The organism is Rhodococcus sp. OAS809 (assembly GCF_040546695.1).
In the GTDB taxonomy this organism is placed as follows: domain Bacteria; phylum Actinomycetota; class Actinomycetes; order Mycobacteriales; family Mycobacteriaceae; genus Rhodococcus_F; species Rhodococcus_F qingshengii.
Genome location: NZ_JBEPOI010000002.1, coordinates 644,588 through 664,604 on the forward strand (window position 1 = coordinate 644,588; position 20,017 = coordinate 664,604).

Annotated in this window: 19 protein-coding genes; 11 read left to right on the forward strand and 8 right to left on the reverse strand. The window is 62.9% G+C overall.

The window, feature by feature from the left end:
• The first annotated feature begins 19 nt into the window (after nt 1-19).
• Complete coding sequence (locus ABIE52_RS06040; protein ID WP_030536739.1) at nt 20-895, forward strand: SCO6745 family protein; 876 nt, start codon at nt 20-22, stop codon at nt 893-895.
• A 188-nt stretch (nt 896-1,083) separates the two neighbouring features.
• Nucleotides 1,084-1,536, forward strand: a complete 453-nt coding sequence (locus tag ABIE52_RS06045; protein ID WP_003944055.1) for a universal stress protein — start codon at nt 1,084-1,086, stop codon at nt 1,534-1,536.
• Nucleotide 1,537: 1 nt separating this feature from the next.
• Here ABIE52_RS06045 and ABIE52_RS06050 read toward each other — a convergent pair whose 3' ends face one another.
• The 3 genes from ABIE52_RS06050 to ABIE52_RS06060 form a co-directional block, all read right to left on the reverse strand.
• Nucleotides 1,538-1,999 (reverse strand): DUF732 domain-containing protein, encoded by a 462-nt coding sequence (locus ABIE52_RS06050; protein WP_030536738.1) that lies wholly within the window; start codon nt 1,997-1,999, stop codon nt 1,538-1,540.
• Nucleotides 2,000-2,082: 83 nt separating this feature from the next.
• On the reverse strand, nt 2,083-4,365 hold the full coding sequence (locus tag ABIE52_RS06055; protein WP_007728751.1) for a HelD family protein: 2,283 nt from the start codon (nt 4,363-4,365) through the stop codon (nt 2,083-2,085).
• A 131-nt stretch (nt 4,366-4,496) separates the two neighbouring features.
• Nucleotides 4,497-5,429, reverse strand: a complete 933-nt coding sequence (locus ABIE52_RS06060) for a DoxX family protein (RefSeq protein ID WP_030536737.1) — start codon at nt 5,427-5,429, stop codon at nt 4,497-4,499.
• 245 nt (nt 5,430-5,674) lie between these two features.
• On the opposite strand from ABIE52_RS06060, the gene ABIE52_RS06065 reads away from it, so the two are divergent.
• On the forward strand, nt 5,675-6,241 hold the full coding sequence (locus tag ABIE52_RS06065; RefSeq protein WP_230793111.1) for a DUF2716 domain-containing protein: 567 nt from the start codon (nt 5,675-5,677) through the stop codon (nt 6,239-6,241).
• 28 nt (nt 6,242-6,269) lie between these two features.
• Here ABIE52_RS06065 and ABIE52_RS06070 read toward each other — a convergent pair whose 3' ends face one another.
• Complete coding sequence (locus tag ABIE52_RS06070) at nt 6,270-6,956, reverse strand: MBL fold metallo-hydrolase (protein ID WP_054187410.1); 687 nt, start codon at nt 6,954-6,956, stop codon at nt 6,270-6,272.
• A 174-nt stretch (nt 6,957-7,130) separates the two neighbouring features.
• Between ABIE52_RS06070 and uvrA the strand changes: the two genes are divergently transcribed.
• A complete protein-coding gene (gene uvrA, locus ABIE52_RS06075; protein ID WP_024487477.1) occupies nt 7,131-10,091 on the forward strand; it encodes an excinuclease ABC subunit UvrA in 2,961 nt (986 codons plus the stop codon).
• Between the two features lie 71 nt (nt 10,092-10,162).
• On the opposite strand, the gene ABIE52_RS06080 is transcribed toward uvrA, so the two are convergent.
• Entirely contained in the window at nt 10,163-10,870 is a 708-nt protein-coding gene (locus ABIE52_RS06080) for an alpha/beta fold hydrolase (RefSeq protein ID WP_064444635.1), read from the reverse strand.
• Between the two features lie 80 nt (nt 10,871-10,950).
• Here ABIE52_RS06080 and ABIE52_RS06085 point away from each other — a divergent pair, with 80 nt between their 5' ends.
• Nucleotides 10,951-11,661, forward strand: coding sequence for a helix-turn-helix transcriptional regulator (locus ABIE52_RS06085; protein WP_054827277.1), 711 nt, complete (start codon nt 10,951-10,953; stop codon nt 11,659-11,661).
• Nucleotides 11,662-11,666: 5 nt separating this feature from the next.
• On the opposite strand, the gene ABIE52_RS06090 is transcribed toward ABIE52_RS06085, so the two are convergent.
• Together ABIE52_RS06090 and ABIE52_RS06095 are read right to left on the reverse strand one after the other, a co-directional pair.
• Complete coding sequence (locus ABIE52_RS06090) at nt 11,667-12,083, reverse strand: DUF1801 domain-containing protein (protein ID WP_007736263.1); 417 nt, start codon at nt 12,081-12,083, stop codon at nt 11,667-11,669.
• A gap of 1 nt (nt 12,084) precedes the next feature.
• Nucleotides 12,085-12,453 carry a DUF1844 domain-containing protein gene (locus ABIE52_RS06095; RefSeq protein WP_007736262.1) on the reverse strand — a complete coding sequence of 123 codons (369 nt, stop codon included), beginning with the start codon at nt 12,451-12,453 and terminating at the stop codon, nt 12,085-12,087.
• Between the two features lie 369 nt (nt 12,454-12,822).
• Here ABIE52_RS06095 and infC point away from each other — a divergent pair, with 369 nt between their 5' ends.
• The 6 genes from infC to pheT all read left to right on the forward strand — a co-directional run bounded on the left by infC (nt 12,823) and on the right by pheT (nt 18,848).
• The gene (gene infC / locus ABIE52_RS06100) at nt 12,823-13,515 is read left to right on the forward strand and encodes a translation initiation factor IF-3 (protein ID WP_003944008.1); all 693 of its coding nucleotides are present in this window, start codon (nt 12,823-12,825) and stop codon (nt 13,513-13,515) included.
• Nucleotides 13,516-13,558: 43 nt separating this feature from the next.
• Complete coding sequence (gene rpmI, locus ABIE52_RS06105; protein ID WP_003944043.1) at nt 13,559-13,753, forward strand: 50S ribosomal protein L35; 195 nt, start codon at nt 13,559-13,561, stop codon at nt 13,751-13,753.
• Nucleotides 13,754-13,816: 63 nt separating this feature from the next.
• Nucleotides 13,817-14,206 (forward strand): 50S ribosomal protein L20, encoded by a 390-nt coding sequence (gene rplT / locus ABIE52_RS06110; protein ID WP_003944011.1) that lies wholly within the window; start codon nt 13,817-13,819, stop codon nt 14,204-14,206.
• Between the two features lie 23 nt (nt 14,207-14,229).
• Entirely contained in the window at nt 14,230-15,060 is an 831-nt protein-coding gene (locus ABIE52_RS06115; protein ID WP_007736261.1) for a TrmH family RNA methyltransferase, read from the forward strand.
• Between the two features lie 170 nt (nt 15,061-15,230).
• Nucleotides 15,231-16,301 (forward strand): phenylalanine--tRNA ligase subunit alpha, encoded by a 1,071-nt coding sequence (pheS, locus tag ABIE52_RS06120; RefSeq protein ID WP_003944109.1) that lies wholly within the window; start codon nt 15,231-15,233, stop codon nt 16,299-16,301.
• Between the two features lie 60 nt (nt 16,302-16,361).
• Nucleotides 16,362-18,848: a phenylalanine--tRNA ligase subunit beta gene (gene pheT, locus ABIE52_RS06125; RefSeq protein ID WP_192712930.1), complete on the forward strand. Its 2,487-nt coding sequence runs from the start codon at nt 16,362-16,364 to the stop codon at nt 18,846-18,848.
• A gap of 58 nt (nt 18,849-18,906) precedes the next feature.
• Here pheT and ABIE52_RS06130 read toward each other — a convergent pair whose 3' ends face one another.
• Nucleotides 18,907-19,968 (reverse strand): Lrp/AsnC family transcriptional regulator, encoded by a 1,062-nt coding sequence (locus ABIE52_RS06130; RefSeq protein ID WP_030536729.1) that lies wholly within the window; start codon nt 19,966-19,968, stop codon nt 18,907-18,909.
• Between the last annotated feature and the right edge of the window lie 49 nt (nt 19,969-20,017).

A 20,017-nucleotide genomic window follows, 5' to 3' on the forward strand; every position in this document is an offset into this window, starting at 1 on the left:
GACCGCTACGGTTTCAGGTATGGATGCACAGACTGCAGGCAAGACCGCGCGGACTCTCGAACTTCTCCATTCCTTGGCGTACTTCGTCCCGGAGACGGAGAAGGAACTTGTCGGCGTCGGGTTGGAGCCTGGCCGAATGGTGTACTTTGCCGGGCGATCAGCTCCGCTCGGCGCTCCACCCGCGACTGTCGTCACGGCCACCTTCTTCAACTTCAATCCTGAATTGATCGCCAGTGTCATCCCACGTGCCTGGGAATTGGCAAGGCCCACAGAGGTTGTCGCCGCGCGGTATCGGGCAATCGACGCGGCGTACGCCCGCCTGTTCGGTGCAGACGTGACAGGATCGGCGGACATGGCCGAGGCCGCCGAACTCGTGTCGATCGCTGCCCAGAACATTCCTGGAGTGGACGGCCGCCCTCTGTACGCGGGTTGGGCGTCGCTCGACTGGCCGGCCGAGCCGCACCTGCGTTTCTGGCACGCGCTGACACTGCTGCGTGAGTATCGCGGTGACGGCCACATTGCGGCCCTTCAGACCGCGGGATTGAACGGCCTGGACGCGTTGATCACGCACACCGCGACGGGAATCGGGTTTCAGCGCAAATTCGCGCAGACTCGTCGCGGATGGTCGCAGGAACAGTGGGACGAGGCCGTCGAGAGTTTGAAGGACCGCGAACTGCTGGATCGTTCGTCCGGTGCGCTGACCGAGGACGGGCAGGACTTGCGTGACGTCGTCGAAGACCTGACGGACGACCTCGCTTTGGCTCCGTGGGATGCGCTGGGTGAGGAGGGTGCCAAGCGGTTGCTGGAATTGGCGACGCCGTGGCGTACCGCCCTGGTCGAGCAGGAAGTATTTCCGGCGGCGCTGTTCGGGCCCCGCTTTGGCAAACTTCGCTGAGTGGTCACCACCGAACAAATGTGTCTGTGACGAAGAATCACATTCACTGTGGGCTTGTGGCGTGTACTGCAAATAACACTATCCGCGGCACAATCCCGCTAATGTCAGCGCAGCGGTTGTCGAGCGGGCGCAACAGCGTTGCGCCCGGTGCCGGCCGTACCGTCCGTCCCGTAACCATGGAGGAATGAATGAGTGCCTACCGGACCGTTGTCGTAGGAACCGATGGCTCCGAGTCGTCACTGAAGGCAGTCGACAGAGCTGCCGCCATTGCCAGTGGCTCGGACGCTCAGCTCGTCATCGCGTGTGCGTACTACCCGGCTGATCCCAAGGACGTGAGCGCTGCCGCTGATGCGTTGGGTAACGAGGCCTACCAGGTCACCGGTTCCGCTCCGACCTACGAGATCCTTCGCACCGCTCGTGAGCGCGCACATGCCCAGGGGGCAAAGGATGTTGTCGAGCGCGCCGTCGTCGGCGCTCCCGTCGAATCGCTTCTCGCTTTGCTCGACGAGGTGAAGGGCGACTTGCTGGTCGTCGGAAATCGCGGATTGAACACGTTGACCGGGCGTCTACTCGGATCGGTGCCTTCCGATGCCGCTCGCAAGGCGACGTCCGATGTCCTGATCGTGCACACCGTTCGCTGAACTACCCGCAGTAGTCGGCCTCGGCCGCATCGACGAACACTTCAGCCAGCTGATCGGCGCTGGGGGGTGTTGTCGATGCGGCCGAGCCGTTTCCGGAGGTGACCATTGGTTCGCTTGCTCCGTTCAGCGATACCGCCCGCAGATTCGCGATGATCATCGCTCGATCCGTTCCGGCCGCGAGCTGCTGGCAGACGCCGTCACCGAGCGCCTGCAACATGTCGTCGGAAAAGGCGGGCGTGACCCCGGTAGACGCAAGCGCCGCCCGCAGCCGATCTGCCTCGTCTACCGGTTTTTCTGTCGGTGCGGCAGCAACAGCAGCGATGTCGTCGCTGCCGGCAGCAGCCGTCGAACTCGAATCATCCTCTGAGCAACCGGCTGTCACCGCCGCAAGCATCCCGACGCCGATCACCACGCGAGCGATCTTGCGGATGGGTGCGGCGGAACTTGCGGGCAGGCCAAGCACGAGGGGTCATTCCTTCAGTCGTCGACAGAAATTGGAGTGACACCACCATTCGTGGTGTCACGCACGAACCTACTCCGTGATGCTCACGAATCGAAGGCCAACTCTGCTGCTTCGACGCCGTCGAGAACCGAGGGGAGCGACTCGACGTGAATGATGCCGAGCCTCTGGGTAGCGCGGGTCAATGCGACGTAGAGGTCGTTCATTCCGCGTGGTGACTCGTCGAGAATGTCGGCAGGTTCGACGATCAACACTGTGTCGAACTCGAGTCCCTTGACGTCCTTGACGGACAGGACGCTTACGGTGTCACTCGCAATGCCCGCCAGATCGGCAACGACCTCGGAACCGGCGATCACTGCGGTGATACCGGGATGCGACTCGGACTCGATGCAACGGCGCACGGTCGATTCCAATTCTTCGGCCGTGGTCTTGAGTGCCCACGGCGCGAATCCGCTGTCGCGTACCGACCGGGGCACGGATTGCTCCGGGTCGATCTCTTCGAGTACACGGTGCGCGACATCCATGATCTCCGAAGGAGTTCGGTAGTTGACGGTCAGTTCGGTGAGCTTCCAGCGCTTGGCGACGTAAGGCTCGAGAATCTTCTGCCAGGACGAGGTTCCAGCCGGATCCCCGGTCTGGGCTGTATCGCCGACCAACGTCATCCAGCGATTCGGTATGCGCCGCATCAGCATTCGCCACGCCATTTCGGAGAGCTCTTGGGCTTCGTCGACGATCACGTGACCGTAGGTCCAGGTTCGGTCGCCGGCAGCGCGTTCTGCCGTGGTCTGGCGCTGGCCCTGATCGTGGCGTTGGGCGAGTTGGCTGGCGTCGATCAAGTCGTACGCCATCAAGATCTCGGGATCCATCTCGTCTTCGAGATCCTGTGGTGCAGACCCGGTGAGGATGTCGAGGGCGCCCTGGGCGTCGGCGATCTGCGCGCGCCATTCACGTTGTGCGCGTTCGCGTTCGGCGGCGTCGTCGACGCCGAGAATCTCGGCCAGTTCGTCGAGCAGGGGAGCATCGGCCGCACTGAAACCCGGTCCGACGCTCTGCAGAAGCTCGTCGCGTTGGGCGTCGTCGAGTTGCGGCGCTGCCTTGGCCAACCTCGCCGGCGACGTCCACAGTTCCGCGAGGATTTGCTGCGGCGACAATTCGGGCCACAGCTTTCCGATGGCGGACATGATGTCAGGGTCCTCACGCATCTCGTCGCGAATGTCGGCGATGTCGTCCCGACTGAGGAGTGACCCACCGTCGACGAGGTTTCCGCCGATGAGTTCGGCCATTTGCAGTGCCAACGCCTCGATGACTGCTGCCACGAAGATCGGGCGCGCCAGGTTGTGTGGGCGACGCGACGACCGAGCACGCCCGCGCGCCTTCGTGACAGTCTTGCGATCCAGTTTCAAGTCGTACGTGTCGAATCGAAGGGTTATCGGCTTCGACGGAACTTCCTGCCGATCCCGGACGGCGTTCTTGAGTACGTCGAGGATCGCGAGGGAACCCTTGATCTCACCGGCGGCGAGGGAATCCGTACGAGTCGCACGCACTCCGGGATACAGGTCCCCGATCGTCGAGAGCAGAACTCCGGTCTCGCCGAGTGAAGGAAGGACCTGGCTGATGTAGTCGAGGAACGTCGCGTTCGGCCCGATGATGAGAACACCGGCCTTGGCCAGTTGCTGACGGTAGGTGTAGAGCAAGAAGGCGGCACGGTGAAGGGCGACTGCGGTTTTACCGGTACCCGGACCGCCCTGGACGACCAAAACGCTCTTGTGCTCGGAGCGGATGATGGCATCCTGCTCACTCTGAATGGTCTCGACGATGTCGTTCATCTGACCCGTACGCGCTGCGTTCAGAGCGTCCAGGAGAGCGCTCTCACCGGCGACGCCGCCGGCTTCGGTCACCACGCCGGCGGCGCGGGCCGCGTCGAGGTCCAGATATTCGTCGTTGATGCCGGTGACTGTGCGGCTCCGACTGCGAATATGGCGTCGCCGCTTCACGCCCTCAGGTGCCGCGGGCGTCGCCAGATAGAACGGGCGCGCCATCGGAGCTCGCCAGTCGAGGAGCAGCGTTTCGTAGTCGTTGTCGGTGTCCAGGATTCCCAGTCGGCCGACGTAGCGTCGCTCGTCGTCGAAGTCGATGCGTCCGAAACACATTCCGTTCTCGGCTGCGTCGTACTTGGCGAGATCCTCGGTGTACATGGCGTTGAAGGATTCGCGTTCACTGCGTGCTTGCGGGGTTCCGCCGGTCTCGAGGAGGACCGTGCTCAAGCGAGTTTGGGCATACTTTCGAAGATCGTCGAGACGGGAGTACAACATCGTCACGTACTGCTGCTCGAGCTCTTGCTCGTTCAGTGACGGGTCCGCGTCGGGCAAAGGATCTCCTAGGCTTGATGAGAAATTCACGCGCTGCAAAAGCGCCAAGACAGTCTAGTTCCCCCAGATGAACTGCCGCATAGATACAGGTCAGGCCACCCGAAGGTGGCCTGACCTGTCTTTCGGTGCACTCAGTGCGTCAATTCGTCCTTCTTGGCGCGAGCCTTTTCGAGCGCCTTCTCGGCGCGCTTTCGGGCACGCTTACCCAGCACCTCGGTTTGCTCCGACGCCGTTTCGGCCCACTCGTTGCTCTTCTCGAGGGCGAGTTCGGCGAACTCAGAGCTGCGCTTGCTCGCCAGCTCTGCCAGTTCGGCGCTGCGCTCGCGTGCGGTCTCGGCCAGTTCGGAGCCGCGCTTCTGCGCGACTTCGAGGATGTCCGGGCCGCGTTCTTTGGCGACCTCTCCGAATTCCGCGGCTCGCTTGCTCGCGATCTCCGCAAACTCGGAGCTGCGCTCCTTCGCAAGTTCGAGCCAATCCGTGCCGTGTGCCTTCGCGGTTTCGGCAAGCTCGGAACCGCGTTCGGACGCCACCGACAGAGCATGCTCGACGCGATCGCTCGTGTGATCGGTCTGCGATGCGACCAAAGGAATTGCTGCGGCGATAGACGCCTGGGCCTTCTTCGCGGCGCGGCGGCCACGCCAGCCGAGCGACGGCTTGCCCTCGGTGTCGACGGAGGCGATCATCAGTCCGCCGAGCAAGCTGACGTTCTTGATGAAGTTTGTGCGCTGCATCGCTCGCAGTGACGGATCGGTTTCGTTCCAGAAGTCGTGACCGGCAAGCGTGGTCGGTACCAGGCTCCCCGCGAGCACCAACGACGCGAGCCGCGGCGCCTTGCCGGTGGCCAGCAGGGCACCGCCGCCGATCTGGACGGCGGCGTTGATCTTGACGAGTGTTTCCGGATCAGCAGGCACCTTCTGCGTCACTGCTCCTGGCAGCGTCTCGACGGATTTGTCGATCAGCGGTGACGCTTTGGCTGCTCGCTGAGCGGGGTTGCGCAAAGCATCGATTCCCCCGGCGATGAAGATCGTGGAAAGCAGTGGACGAGCAATTCGACGTACCAGCATGTTTCAAGCCTCCCGATGTAGGTTCGTTTTCCACCCTAGCGATCTCACAAGGAATTGGTCCGGTTCGGCGATCCCGGCACGCCTGACCCGGTCGCCGGATTCCTGGTCGCCGAAGCGCGTTGTACTGCGACGATGACTTCTCCACTGATCCGGACACACCGTTCTGAAGTATCCGTTACCGCGTATCCGCATACGGCGTGTTCGAAGGTGTCACAGTATGCGCACCGTTCGAGCACGATGGTGTTGTGACCACCAAGATGACTCAGAACTTCGGCTCGACCCTTCCCACCGGCTGGGGACAGCTGTCGGACGAGGAGAACGAGAGAAACTGGGCGATCTTTCGTGACCGCTTTGGGTTCACGCCCGGCATCGACGCACGGTCTTGGCCCGCCATCGCCGAGCCCATCCCGTCCGTGGTCTTCGATTTGGGTGCGGCGCCAGCTGCGACTCCAGGGGCGTGGGCCGCTCGCGTGGATGCGATCAACGCCGAAGCGTTGCGCTGTTTTGTCACCGATTGGAACGACGATCCCAACTTCGTCGTTCTGGATTGGCAGCATCCGGGCTACACCTTCGACGCGGAGGCACACGCTGCTGCGAAGGAGCTTGCGGAGTGGCGTGTCCCGGTCTATCCGAACGGTGACTACTACATATTCAGTCGGGACGACTTCACGGAAGGGACCTTCGGCCATCCGTGGGAACGCACGCTGTGTGTGTTCGGGGAACGGATGGTCGAAGGACTGGGCCGGACTCTGTCGACCTGGCTTCCGCGACTTCGAGTCAACGGTGAACAGGTCGACAGCCAAGTCGGTTAGCGGGGTCCAGTACGGAACAGGTGAAACGTCACCAACCGCGTTCGCGCCACTCCGCCAGGTGCGGGCGCTCGGCGCCGAGCGTCGTGTCCTTGCCATGCCCGGGGTAGACGACAGTCGCGTCGTCGTACCTTCCGAACAGCTTGTTTTCCACGTCGTCGAGCAGAGAAGTGAACTTCTCGGGGTCGGCGGTCTTGCCTACTCCGCCGGGGAAGAGTGAGTCGCCGGTGAAGAGGTGAACCTGTCCGCTCGGTTCGGTGAGAGCCAGCGCGATGGAGCCGGGCGTGTGGCCGGACAGGTGAATGACGTCGAGGCTCAAGTTGCCAACGGTCACCTTGTCGCCGTCTTCGAGGAGCACGTCCGGGGTGACGGGAAGGACCTCTGCGTCGAGGGGGTGCGCGGCGGTCGGCACCTTGGTTGCGGCGTGAACGTCTTCGAGGGCCAACCAGTGATCGCCGTGCTGGTGGGTGGTGACGATGGAATCGAAAACAGGTGCTTCCTGTTCGATGAGCGCGATGATCTTCTCGGCTTCGTTGGCCGCATCGATCAGGAGAGATTTCCCGGTCGTGGAACAGGCGACGAGGTAAGTGTTGTTGTCCATGGGGCCGACCGACATCTTCGTGATGACGGCGCCTTCGACTGTGCGCCGCTGAGGGGCAGAATCGGGGGAGACCTGACCGGTGTAGGAGTCGTCGATCACGATGGGCTGATTCGTCATGAAACGCAGGCTACCTTCGAATAGGGGCAGGTAGAGCGATGGGCTCGCCTGGTGAGAAAAACGTGTCGGTGGCTCGGCCTACGATGACGATCGCTCGAGGACTCGCGTTTGCGAGGCCACTCGAGACTTCTCCGGGGGGACGGCCCCGGACGATTGACAATGAAGGGAATTGGTGTGGCGGATCGCCTGATCGTGCGGGGTGCGCGTGAGCACAATCTGCGAGGAGTCGATCTCGACCTCCCGCGAGACAGCCTGATCGTCTTCACCGGGTTGTCCGGCTCCGGCAAGTCCAGCCTCGCGTTCGACACGATCTTCGCCGAAGGTCAGCGCCGCTACGTCGAGTCGCTCTCGGCATACGCGCGTCAGTTCCTCGGCCAGATGGACAAGCCGGATGTGGACTTCATCGAGGGATTGTCTCCTGCGGTGTCGATCGACCAGAAGTCGACCAACCGCAACCCCCGTTCGACGGTGGGCACCATTACCGAGGTCTACGACTACCTCCGACTTCTCTATGCCCGCGCGGGTTCGGCGCACTGCCCGGTGTGTGGTGAGAAGATCGCACGTCAGACGCCCCAGCAGATCGTCGACCAGGTGCTCGAGATGGAAGAGGGCATCAAGTTCCAGGTCCTCGCACCGGTAGTCCGTACTCGTAAGGGCGAGTTCGTCGACCTTTTCGATCAGCTCAATACCCAGGGCTACTCGCGAGTGCGCGTCGACGGTGTCGTCCATTCGCTGGCGGATCCGCCGAAGCTCAAGAAGCAGGAAAAGCACGACATCGAAGTAGTGGTCGACCGATTGCAGGTCAAGGCGAGTTCGAAGCAGCGCCTGACCGACTCGGTCGAGACCGCACTTCGCTTGGCTGAAGGCATCGTGGTCCTCGACTTCGTCGACCGTGAAGAAAATGCACCTGATCGTGAGCGTCGTTTCTCCGAGAAGCTGGCCTGCCCGAATGGCCACGCACTCGCGATCGACGATCTCGAACCGCGCTCGTTCTCCTTCAACTCGCCCTACGGCGCCTGCCCGGAATGCACCGGCCTCGGTATCCGCAAGGAGGTCGACCCGGATCTGGTGGTTCCCGATCCCGACCTGAGTCTCGAAGACGGAGCGATCGCGCCGTGGTCGATGGGCCAGAGTTCGGAGTACTTCGGACGGTTGCTCTCCGGCCTCGGCGACATCCTCGGTTTCGACATGAAGACGCCGTGGAACAAGTTGCCGGCGAAGGCCCGCAAAGCAATCCTCGAAGGCAGCGAGGAGCAGGTTCACGTCCGGTACAAGAATCGGTACGGCCGTACCCGTTCTTACTACGCGGAGTTCGAAGGTGTGATGCCGTTCCTGCATCGCCGGCTCGAACAGACCGAATCGGATCAGATGAAGGAACGGTACGACGGGTACATGCGCGACACGCCGTGCCCGGCGTGTGGTGGTGCTCGCCTGCGCCCGGAAATCCTGTCGGTAACTATCGCGGCTGGAGACTTCGGCAGTAAGTCCATCGCCGAGGTCTGTGAACTGTCGATCTCCGATTGCGCGGACTTCTTGAACAGCCTCACTCTCGGTTCGCGCGAAGAGGCGATTGCGGGTCAGGTCCTCAAGGAAGTTCAGGCACGACTCGGGTTCCTGCTCGACGTCGGCTTGGAATACCTTTCCCTCTCGCGTGCCGCTGGCACGTTGTCCGGTGGCGAGGCCCAGCGAATCCGCTTGGCAACGCAGATCGGTTCCGGACTCGTCGGCGTGCTGTATGTACTCGACGAGCCGTCCATCGGCCTGCATCAGCGTGACAATCGACGACTGATCGAAACCCTGACGCGCTTGCGCGACCTCGGCAACACGCTGATAGTCGTCGAGCACGACGAAGACACTATCCGCACGTCCGACTGGGTAGTCGACATCGGACCGTACGCCGGCGAGCACGGCGGCAAGGTCGTCCACAGCGGACCGTACGAAGAACTGCTGACGTGTGAAGAATCTCTGACCGGCGCCTACCTGTCGGGTCGCAGCTTCATCGAGGTTCCGGCCATTCGTCGGCCGGTGGATCGCAAACGCCAGGTCACGGTCGTCGGAGCTCGCGAGCACAATCTCGACGGCATCGACGTGAGTTTCCCGCTGGGTGTTCTCACCGCTGTCACCGGTGTCTCCGGTTCGGGCAAGTCGACGTTGGTCAACGACATTCTCGCGACCGTCATGGCGAACAAGCTCAACGGTGCACGCCAGGTGCCTGGCCGTCACACACGAATCAACGGACTCGATCAGCTGGACAAGCTCGTGCAGGTCGATCAGTCTCCGATCGGCCGGACTCCGCGATCGAATGCGGCGACGTACACCGGTGTGTTCGACAAGATTCGAACCCTGTTCGCGGCCACGACGGAAGCGAAAGTCCGCGGTTACCAGCCCGGCCGATTCTCGTTCAATGTCAAGGGTGGACGCTGCGAGGCGTGCTCCGGCGACGGAACCTTGAAGATCGAGATGAACTTCCTGCCGGACGTGTACGTGCCCTGCGAGGTATGCCACGGCGCTCGGTACAACCGCGAAACGCTCGAGGTCCACTACAAGGGCAAGTCGATCGCCGAGGTACTCGACATGCCTATCGAGGAAGCAGCCGAGTTCTTCCAGCCGGTCACCTCAATTCACCGGTACCTCAAGACGCTGGTCGACGTCGGCCTGGGCTATGTCCGACTGGGTCAGCCGGCTCCGACTCTGTCCGGTGGTGAAGCGCAGCGCGTCAAGCTCGCCGCCGAATTGCAGAAGCGGTCCACCGGTCGCACGGTGTACATCCTCGACGAGCCCACCACGGGTCTGCATTTCGAGGACATCCGAAAGCTCCTGATCGTGATCAACGGTCTGGTCGACAAGGGCAACAGCGTGATCGTGATCGAGCACAACCTCGACGTGATCAAGACGTCGGACTGGGTCGTCGACATGGGACCCGAGGGTGGATCCGGCGGCGGAACCGTTGTGGCGCAAGGTACGCCGGAAGACGTTGCCGCGGTCCCCGAGAGCTACACGGGCAAGTTCCTCAGTGAGGTTCTCACCGCACAGCACGCGCCGGTCAAGGCCAAGCCGATCACCAAGAAGCGTGCGACGAAGGCAGTTGCCGCAAAGAAGGCCGCGCCACGGAAGAAAGCCGCTTCCGTGAGCTAGTAGAACGTGAGCAAGTAGAAATCGGTCAGTGATGCCGGGTCGGAATCGACCCGGCATCACTGCTTTGTCGATCAGGAAGTGCTGGTCTCGAGAATTACGTTGGCGACCTCTTCGGGGCGCGACCACATCGGCCAATGGCCGGTCGGGAGGTCGACGTACGTCACGGGGAGTTTCGCCAGTTCGGCGGCCATCGGATGACCTCCGTCGGCCATCTGGGCGATCACCGCGGAGGGGAACGTGCTGCAAACGACGGTTGACGGCACCTGGTAGCGCTTTTCGTTCGTCAGGACAATCGGCTCACGCGCGGGCCCAGCCGGTTCGGGTACCGCGTTGGCGCGGAACGTCTCCAGAGCTTTCTCGTCGAGTCCTTCGAGGCTGCTGCCGTCCGCTTCGAGCTCTGCCCACGTGGGGAGCGGAATCTCGATGACATCGGAGGCCAGATCCGGTCGCAGCGCTGCGCCGTCGGGCATGGGGCCCGAGTCGACGTAGACGATCCGAGCGACGCGATCCGGGATGCGATCGGTGACGGCGTACCCCACCGGGCCGGCGCCGCTGTGTACGACCAAGACCGTGCGCTCGTCGGAGTCCGATACGGCGTCGACGACTGCACGGACGTGAGCGTCGAAGGTGACCGCTGATCGATCTGTGTCTACTGAGTCGAGCCCGGGCAGTGTCAGGCTGGTCACGCGGGTGTCGGAACGTTCGAGGTGGGGGAGGACTGCGTCCCAAGCCCATGAACCGAGCCAGAATCCGGGAACAAGAACGATGTGAGTTTTCATGTACTCACAGTGCACCCGGGTTGGTGACAACAGAGTGTCACCAATTATGTCACCGTTTGGTATCGGAATCTGAGACACTGGTGAACGTGAATCGAGCTGCGAGATTGCATGCTCTCGTCGAGGAACTTCGGCGACAGGGCGATCGAGGGACTACGTGCTCCCGATTGTCCGAGGAATTCGGTGTCACCACCCGGACGATCAAGAGGGATATCGAGACGCTGATGATGTCGGGTGCGGCGATCGAAGCGCGCTCAGGTCCCGGAGGTGGATACCGACTCGTGGGTCGCGCCACGCTGCCGCCGGTGAATTTCACTGTTCCGCAGGCAGTTTCGATCGCGTTGGCCTTGACGGCGATGGGTGATGCTCCGTTTGCGCCGGATGGGCGAGCAGCGCTGGCGAAACTGCTCGATGTGATGGACGAGGAGAGTCGTCGCAAGGTCGCCGAGCTCGGTGGCCGCGTGTGGATTCGCGGTGACGGCGGGGCTCTGACGGATTCGCGCGCGAACCGGCAGGCCGTCGAGCAGGGTCTCGAACAGAGTCGAGTCGTGTCGTTGCACTACGTGGATGGGGACGGTGCGGAGACGGTGCGGGCAGTTGAGCCGCACATTCTGGCGCAGGACCGTGGTCAGTGGTTTCTCATCGGCTGGTGTCGCGAGCGCGACGCCGTGCGGTGGTTTCGACTCGATCGAATGCGTCGGGCCACGCTGACGAACGATCACTTCACACCACGCGATTCGACCGTCTTCGGGCAACCGCCCGAAGACGCTCGGCCTGTTTCTCCCCGTAGGTGAGTGACTCAGTCGATCATGTTGCGGGCTGCGGCAACGGAATCCGTGATCAGTTCGGTCAGGGTCGTCATATCGACGTCGCTCAGCCGTTTGACGTACAGGCAGCCCTTGCCGATTTTGTGCTTGCCGAGGCGAGCGAGCGTGTCGGTGTAGTCGTCGAAGTTCAGCGACAAGTACAACGTGAGCGCGGTGGCCCTGGGGGAGAATCCGATCAGTGGGGTGTCACCTTCGTGGCCACTCGCATATCGGTAGTGCCGTGCCCCGAATCCGATGATGCTCGAGCCCCACATGACAGCAGGCTCGCCGGTTGCGGCCGACAGCAGGGAGATCAGCTCCACGGCGTCGGCGCGTTTGCGGTCGTCGACGCGTGAAATGAATGCGTCGACGTCCTCGGGCGTCGGTTGAGTCTTGTTGGCGGTTGCCAACTCAGTAGACCGGACCGGTGAACTTCTCGCCCGGTCCCTTTCCTGGCTCGTCCGGGTGCGAGGACGCCTCACGGAATGCGCGCTGCAGGGCTTGGAGGCCTTCACGGATGGGTCCGGCATGAGGGCCGAGGTATTCGACCGACGCAGTCACGAGTCCGGCAAGTGCCGTGATGACGCGACGCGCTTCGTCGAGGTCCAGGTAGGGGCTGGAAGACGGATCGGCGTCGGAGAGGCCGAGTTTTTCGGCAGCCGAACTCATCAGCATCACTGCAGCGCGGCTGATGACCTCGACCGCGGGAACTTCGGAGAGTTCGCGGACGTCGGGGTTCGCGCCGTCGGTGTTCTGTTCTGCCTCGAAGTTCTCACTCATGGATGTAAGGATTCCATCAGGCCGTGACGGTGTTGAATCGGGCCTCTCCCGGCAGCACTGGGAGCGGCACCGATTTCTTTCATCTGTGGCGACCTGTTACTCTTGTTGCAACGACCGCCTCCGACTTGTTCGGGGGCAGCAAGTGGAGTCCGACTCCCACCTCTGCGCGGCAGGTGAAACTGCAGTTCAGTGGTTCCGGTCACCTGTTATCGGAGATCATTCTTCGTCAGGTTCCTCGCTCAGTCGAGGAGATAGGTTTCGGCGTGAGCTGGATCTTATGTGATCGGTCGACATCGGGCCCCGCGGATGAGCAATCATCACAGCGGGGCTTTTTTGTTGGGGTGCGGGCGGTACGGGCTGCGTGCGGTCATGAAGACCGCACCGTTCAACCTAGGAGGCCCCATCAGCACTGAGACCCGCATCAACGATCGTATCCGCGTTCCCGAGGTTCGTTTGGTCGGACCTGGCGGCGAACAGGTAGGCATCGTGCGTGTTGAAGATGCACTCCGCTTGGCCCTTGAGGCCGACCTCGACCTGGTCGAGGTAGCTCCTGACGCCCGTCCACCGGTCTGCAAGATCATGGACTACGGCAAGTTCAAGTACGAGGCTGCACAGAAGGCACGTGAGTCACGTAAGAACCAGCAGCTGACGGTCATCAAGGAGCAGAAGCTCCGACCCAAGATCGACGACCACGACTACGAGACCAAGAAGCGCAACGTCGTTCGCTTCCTCGAAGCCGGTTCCAAGGTCAAGGTCACGATCATGTTCCGCGGACGTGAGCAGTCACGCCCCGAACTCGGCTACCGCCTTCTGCAGCGTCTGGGAGCAGACGTCGCAGATCTCGGATTCGTCGAAACCTCGGCAAAGCAGGACGGCCGAAACATGACGATGGTCCTGGCACCGCACAAGGGCGCCAAGACTCGTGTCAAGGCGCAGGAGAGCGCTCAGGCGCCAGTGGCTCAGGCTGCTCCGCGTCCGGCTCCGGCCGCACCGGCTTCCAGTGAAGCAGCTCCGGAAGCACCGGCGACCGGCGATGCCGCTCCCGAGGCTCCGGCCAGCTAGTCGATTTCCCAAGATCCACCACGTAACAAGAACTGAGGACTCCATGCCCAAGATGAAGAGCCACAGCGGCGCCTCGAAGCGATTCAAGGTGTCCGGCAGCGGAAAGCTCATGCGCCAGAAGGCCGGCCGTCGCCACCTTCTCGAGCACAAGTCCAGCAGGGTTACCCGTCGTCTCGACGGTGTCGCTGTTGTCAGCCCTGACGACGCTCCGCGCATCAAGCGCATGCTCGGCATCTGAGTCGCCCCCTTACTGACCACCCGGGGCCGTACTTTCAGCCCCTAGATTGACAGGATTTTTCAAGTGGCACGCGTAAAGAGGGCGGTCAACGCCCAGAAGAAGCGTCGTTCAATTCTTGCTGCATCCAGCGGCTACCGTGGACAGCGTTCGCGTCTGTACACCAAGGCCAAGGAGCAGCAGCTCCACTCGCTCACCTACGCGTACCGCGACCGTCGTGCGCGCAAGGGCGAGTTCCGCAAGCTGTGGATCACGCGTATCAACGCTGCAGCTCGTGCAAACGACATCACGTACAACCGCCTCATCCAGGGCCTGCGTCTGGCAGAGGTCGACGTCGACCGCAAGATCCTGGCCGAGCTCGCTGTCTCCGATGCCGAGGCCTTTGCCGGCCTGGTCGCACTCGCGAAGGCCGCTCTGCCGGCTGACGTGAACGCTCCTGCCGGAGAAGCAGCCTGATTCACGCATCACAGCAACGGCCCGTGGACCCGCTCACCGAGCGGACTCCGCGGGTCGTTTCTGCTGTCAAGCTCCTGCGCACAGCAGAACGACGCAAAGCAGGACGTTTCCTCGTCGAGGGCGAGAACTCGGTCACCGAACTGTTGAACGGTGCACTCTCGAATGGCGAGGCCCGCCCGGTACACGACCTCTTCTACACCGAGGACGCAGCCGAGCGCTATCAGCACGTCATCGATCGGGCGCTGACCGCTGGAGTTCGTGTTGCTCTTGTGACCGATCGAGCAATCAAAGCTCTGAGCGATACCGTCACGCCGCCCGGACTCGTTGCCGTCAGCGATCTACTGGATGTACCGCTGAGCGCAGCCGTCCATCAGGAGACCCGCCTGCTCGCAGTGCCGGTCGAGGTCAACGAACCAGGTAACGCGGGCACCGTCATTCGCATCGCCGACGCAGTGGGTGCCGATGCGGCAATCCTCGCCGGTGACAGCGTCGATCCGCATAACGGCAAGGTCGTTCGTTCGTCGGCGGGCAGCCTGTTTCACCTGCCAGTCGTCCGCGATCGAGACACAGTGTCGGTGATCGAGCAGATTCGCGCAGCAGGCATTCAGATTCTCGCGACTGCAGCTGACGGCGAGGTCGATCTCGACGAGGCCGACGAGTTGCTGAGCAAGCCGACGGCCTGGCTGTTCGGTAACGAAGCGCACGGTCTCGATCCGGCGATCGCCGCGCAGGCTGATCATCGGGTCAGGATTCCGATCCATGGCCGCGCCGAAAGCTTGAACCTCGCGACAGCGGCGGCAATTTGCCTGTACGCAAGCGCGCGGGTGCAAAATCGCGCCACCGATCACGGCTGAAAACGCACGCGAAGACCTCACGGAATCCCATTTGCGGAAGCCTGAGACAATACAAGAGCAGAGACAATGCTCGAGCGAGTTCGAAAGCTCGCTCGCAGTACAAGAAGTAAGCAGTACAAGAAGCACGCAGTACGAGAAGTAAACCGAGAAGCGACAGGAGCGTCACAGCCGTGGCCAAAAATGAGGGCGCGACACCGCCGGAGGTCGACGCGAGTGTACTCACCGAAGAGGCGTTGACCGCTGCGGCTGAGAACGCCGAGAAGGCGCTGGCGGACGCCGCTGACCTGGACGCGCTGGCGCACGTCAAGGTGGAGCACCTGGGGGACAAGTCCCCGATCGCCCTCGCGCGCCGGGGTCTCGGCAGCCTTCCGGGCAAGGAAAAGGCGGACGCCGGTAAGCGCGTCAACATCTTCCGCACTCGGATCAACAACGCGTACGACGCTCGTCGTGAGGTCCTCCTCGCCGAGCGTGACGCCGCGGTGTTGGTTGCCGAGGCAATCGACGTCACTCTGCCCTCCGATCGCCACCCCGTCGGGGCGCGTCACCCGATCAGCCTGATTTCCGAGCAGGTCGCCGACGTATTCGTCGCGATGGGTTGGGAAGTTGCCGAGGGTCCGGAGGTGGAGACCGAGCACTTCAACTTCGACGCGCTCAACTTCTTGCCGGATCACCCTGCCCGCACGATGCAGGACACCTTCCACCTGGCACCCGAGAACTCGCGCCAGGTGCTGCGTACCCACACCTCGCCGGTGCAGGTCCGCACCATGCTCTCGCGTGAGGTACCGATCTACGTGGTGTGCCCGGGCCGCACGTTCCGCACCGATGAACTCGATGCGACCCACACGCCTGTCTTCTCGCAGGTCGAAGGCCTGGCCGTCGACAAGGGCCTGACCATGGCCAACCTGCGCGGGACTCTCGACGCGTTCGCTCGTGCCCTTTTCGGCCCCGAGACGCGTACCCGTATGCGCCCCAACTACTTCCCGTTCACGGAACCGTCGGCCGAGGTCGATGTCTGGTTCGCGAACAAGAAGGGCGGCGCAGGCTGGGTCGAGTGGGGCGGCTGCGGCATGGTCAACCCGAACGTTCTGCGCGCCAGCGGTATCGATCCCGACGAGTACTCGGGTTTCGCATTCGGCATGGGCCTCGAGCGGACCCTGCAGTTCCGCAACGGTATCCCGGACATGCGCGACATCGTCGAAGGTGACGTGCGTTTCACGCTGCCCTTCGGTGTCGCAGGCTGACCGATCCGGTCCGCGGAACCTTCACAAAGACTTATCGACAAACGAGAGAGCTGAGCAGACGTGCGAGTAGCGCAATCCTGGCTGACCGAGATCCTGCAGCGGGCAACTCCGGACTGGGAGGTGACCCCGGAAGAGCTGGACGCCGGGTTCGTCCGGGTGGGACTCGAAGTCGAGGAACTCGACACACTCGAGGCGATCGACGGCCCGTTGGTCGTCGGCAAGGTCGTCTCCATCACCGAACTGACCGAGTTCAAGAAGCCGATCCGCTTCTGCCAGGTCGAGGTCGGCGAACCCGAGCCTCGCGGCATCGTCTGTGGCGCGCGTAATTTCAACGAGGGTGACCTCGTCGTCGTTGCGTTGCCCGGCGCGGTGCTGCCCGGCGGATTCGAAATCGCCACTCGCAAGACGTACGGCCAGGTGTCCGACGGCATGATCTGCTCCGTCTCGGAACTCGGTATCGGCAAAGACCATTCGGGCATCTTGGTGCTCGAGCCCGGTACCGCCGAACCCGGCGCGGACGGCAACGAGTTGCTCGGTCTCGGTGACACGATCATCGAACTGAACATCACCCCGGACCGTGGCTACTGCTTCTCGGTCCGCGGTCTCACGCGAGAACTCGCGTGCGGCTTCGATCTCGAATACGCCGATCCCGCTTCGGTTCCCGCTCACCCGGCTGAGGGTGAAGCCTGGCCGGTGCGCCTCGAACCGGAGTCCAAGGCTTCGCGTTTCGTGATGCGGAAGATCACGGGTATCGATCCGCAGGCAGTGAGCCCGTGGTGGCTGCAGCGTCGACTGCTGCTCTCGGGTGTTCGCCCGATCTCGCCGGCAGTCGACGTCACCAACTACGTGATGCTCGAACTCGGTCAGCCTCTGCACGCGTTCGATGCGACCGCAGTGCAGGGCGACCTGGTGGTCCGTCGCGCCAAGGCGGGGGAGAAGCTGACGACGCTCGACGACGTCGAACGCACGCTCGATCCCGAAGACGTTGTCATCGCCGACGATTCCGGAGTCATCTCGCTGGCTGCCGTCATGGGCGGCGCAACCACCGAGGTGGGAACGGCAACGACGGACATCCTCCTCGAAGGAGCTACCTGGGATCCGCTCGCAGTCTTCAAGACGGCGCGCCGGCACAAGCTGCCGAGTGAGGCGAGCAAGCGTTTCGAGCGCGTCGTCGATCCGGCAATTCCGCTCGCGGCCGTCGACCGCGCAGCCGCTCTGCTGGTCGAGATTGCCGGCGGACGGATCGAACCGGTCCTGACCGACGTGGGCGATGTCGCCCCTCGCGCTGCCATTCGCATGGATATCGACCTGCCCGACCGTGTCGCCGGAGTCACGTACCCCAACGGCACCGCAGCTCGCCGCCTCACCCAGGTTGGCTGCAACGTCGAGGTCGGCGTCAGCGAAGAGGGACACGGCCAGTTGGTCGCGACGCCGCCGTCGTGGCGTCCGGACCTGGTGCAGCCTGCGGACCTCGTCGAGGAAGTTCTTCGCCTCGAAGGTCTCGAGCAGATCCCGTCTGTGCTTCCCGCCGCTCCGGCTGGACGCGGATTGACTCCGTCGCAGCGGCGGAAGCGCACGGTGTCGAAGGCCGTGGCTCACGCCGGTTACGTCGAGGTCCTTCCTCCGGTCTTCCTGCCGACGAACGTCTTCGACGTCTGGGGCCTCGACGCGGATGATCCGCGCGGCAACACCAGCAAGGTCCTCAACCCGCTCGAAGCCGATCGTCCGGAGTTGGCGACCACGCTGCTCCCGGGTCTGCTGGAGATCCTGGCTCGCAACGCTTCTCGCGGTCAGCGTGATCTGTCGCTGTACGGCATCGCGCAGGTCGTCCTGCCGGGCCCCGACACCAAGCCGGTGGATGCATTGCCGGTGGATCGTCGTCCGACGGACGAGCAGATCGCGAACCTGATCGCGTCGTTGCCGGCTCAGCCCGTGCACATCGCTGCAGTGTTGAGTGGTTTGCGTGAGCCGAGCGGCCCCTGGGGCCCTGGCCGTCAGGCCGAGGCTTCGGACACTTTTGCAGCAGTGCGGGTCATTGCAGCTGCAGCAGGCGTCGAGGTGGAACTACGTGCGGCGCAGTACCTGCCGTGGCATCCCGGCCGTTGCGCCGAGGTTGTCGTTGACGGCAACGTAGTCGGTCATGCGGGCGAACTGCATCCGGCTGTTCTCGAGCGTGCGGGATTGCCTGCGCGCACTTGTGCACTGGAGATCGACCTCGACGCTTTGCCGTTGGTCGAGAACCTGCCGGCGCCGCGCATTTCGCCCTTCCCCGCAGTGCTCCAGGACGTGGCGGTTGTTGTCGATCGCGATATTCCTGCGGCGAAGGTCCAGGAAGCTCTGCGTTCCGGCGGCGGCGAACTACTCGAAGACATTCGCCTCTTCGACGTCTTCGAGGGCGCGCAGGTCGGTGAAGGCCGCAAGTCGCTCGCGTTCGCGTTGCGATTCCGTGGTGTCGACCGGACGCTGACCGAGGACGAGGCCAGTGCCGCGCGTGATGCGGCAGTGGAGGCGGCTTCCAAGGCCGTCGGTGCGCAGATGCGCGGCTGATTTCCTCAACTGATCACAGAGCCCACGTCCATCCCAGGTGGTCGTGGGCTCTGTCGTGTTATCGGCTTTTCGACTGAGGTGAATCGGAAAGCCACACATCTGGCGCAACGGTGTCCGTCCGTCGCCCTTGCTGGTCGAGCAAGTGGCCGAGCAGTTTGCGCAGATACAGCACGATGGATCGTTCCGTGACGCAAAGACCCGGAATCTCCTTGCGCAGACGAGTTTCGAATGCATCGAGTTCTGCAGGAGAATGCAGCCACAACTGAACCACCAGGTTGTCGGGGCCGACTACAGCGAAGCAGTTTCGAACTTCCGACGCCCGACTCAGCACTCGTCCCGCCGTATCGAGAAGCTCGGGTTCGACGCGGCACCACAAAGTGGCGAGCACGGGAAGGCCGGCCAGCGGCCGCGCGAATTCACACCGCAGCGCCACCAACCCCGAAGACGTGAGCCGGTCGATCTGGCGTTTGCACGCAGCGGGACTGACACCGATCGCGTCGGCCAACTCCTTCATGGGAGTGCGCCCGTCGTAAGCGAGCTTCGTCAGAACCTTGCGATCCTGTTCGGATATCCCGGTCGGCCGAGCGCGCACGGCAGGACGGTTTTCGCTGGTGGTCAGCACACCCTTCTCGGACGGTGCCAGCGCATTGAGTCTCCATCGCCCACCTTCGGTGAACCAGCGTGTGATGATCGAGGTACGTGTCGCCAGTACACCGTCGATCGTTGCGACGTCTTCCGAGATGAAGCGCGACATCGACGCCAGATCCGCGGTACCGGCTGTGACGAGCAGATCTGCTCTGCCCGTTGATGCTTCGATGGTCACGGCGTGGGCCGAGCGAGTCAGCCGTGCCGCGACGGTGTCGAGAAGAGCAGGTGAGCAATCGATTTCGATGATCGCTGTGACGATGCTGCCCAGCACCTGTGGCCCTGGAGTGACCGTGACCCAGGCCAACGACGATTCGGAGAGTCGATTCCAACGACGGGCGAGAGTCGCGGCGTCGAGTTCGAGTGGTTCGGCCAACGAAAGCCACTTCGATCGCGGTGCGAGCTGGAGCGCATTGATTATCCTCAGATCGATTTCATCTATCCTGCGACCGTTGCCGGCATCTGGTGCACTCATAACGTCATTATCCGGCATATTGCTGCAAGATTCGGACTATCTGCGACGC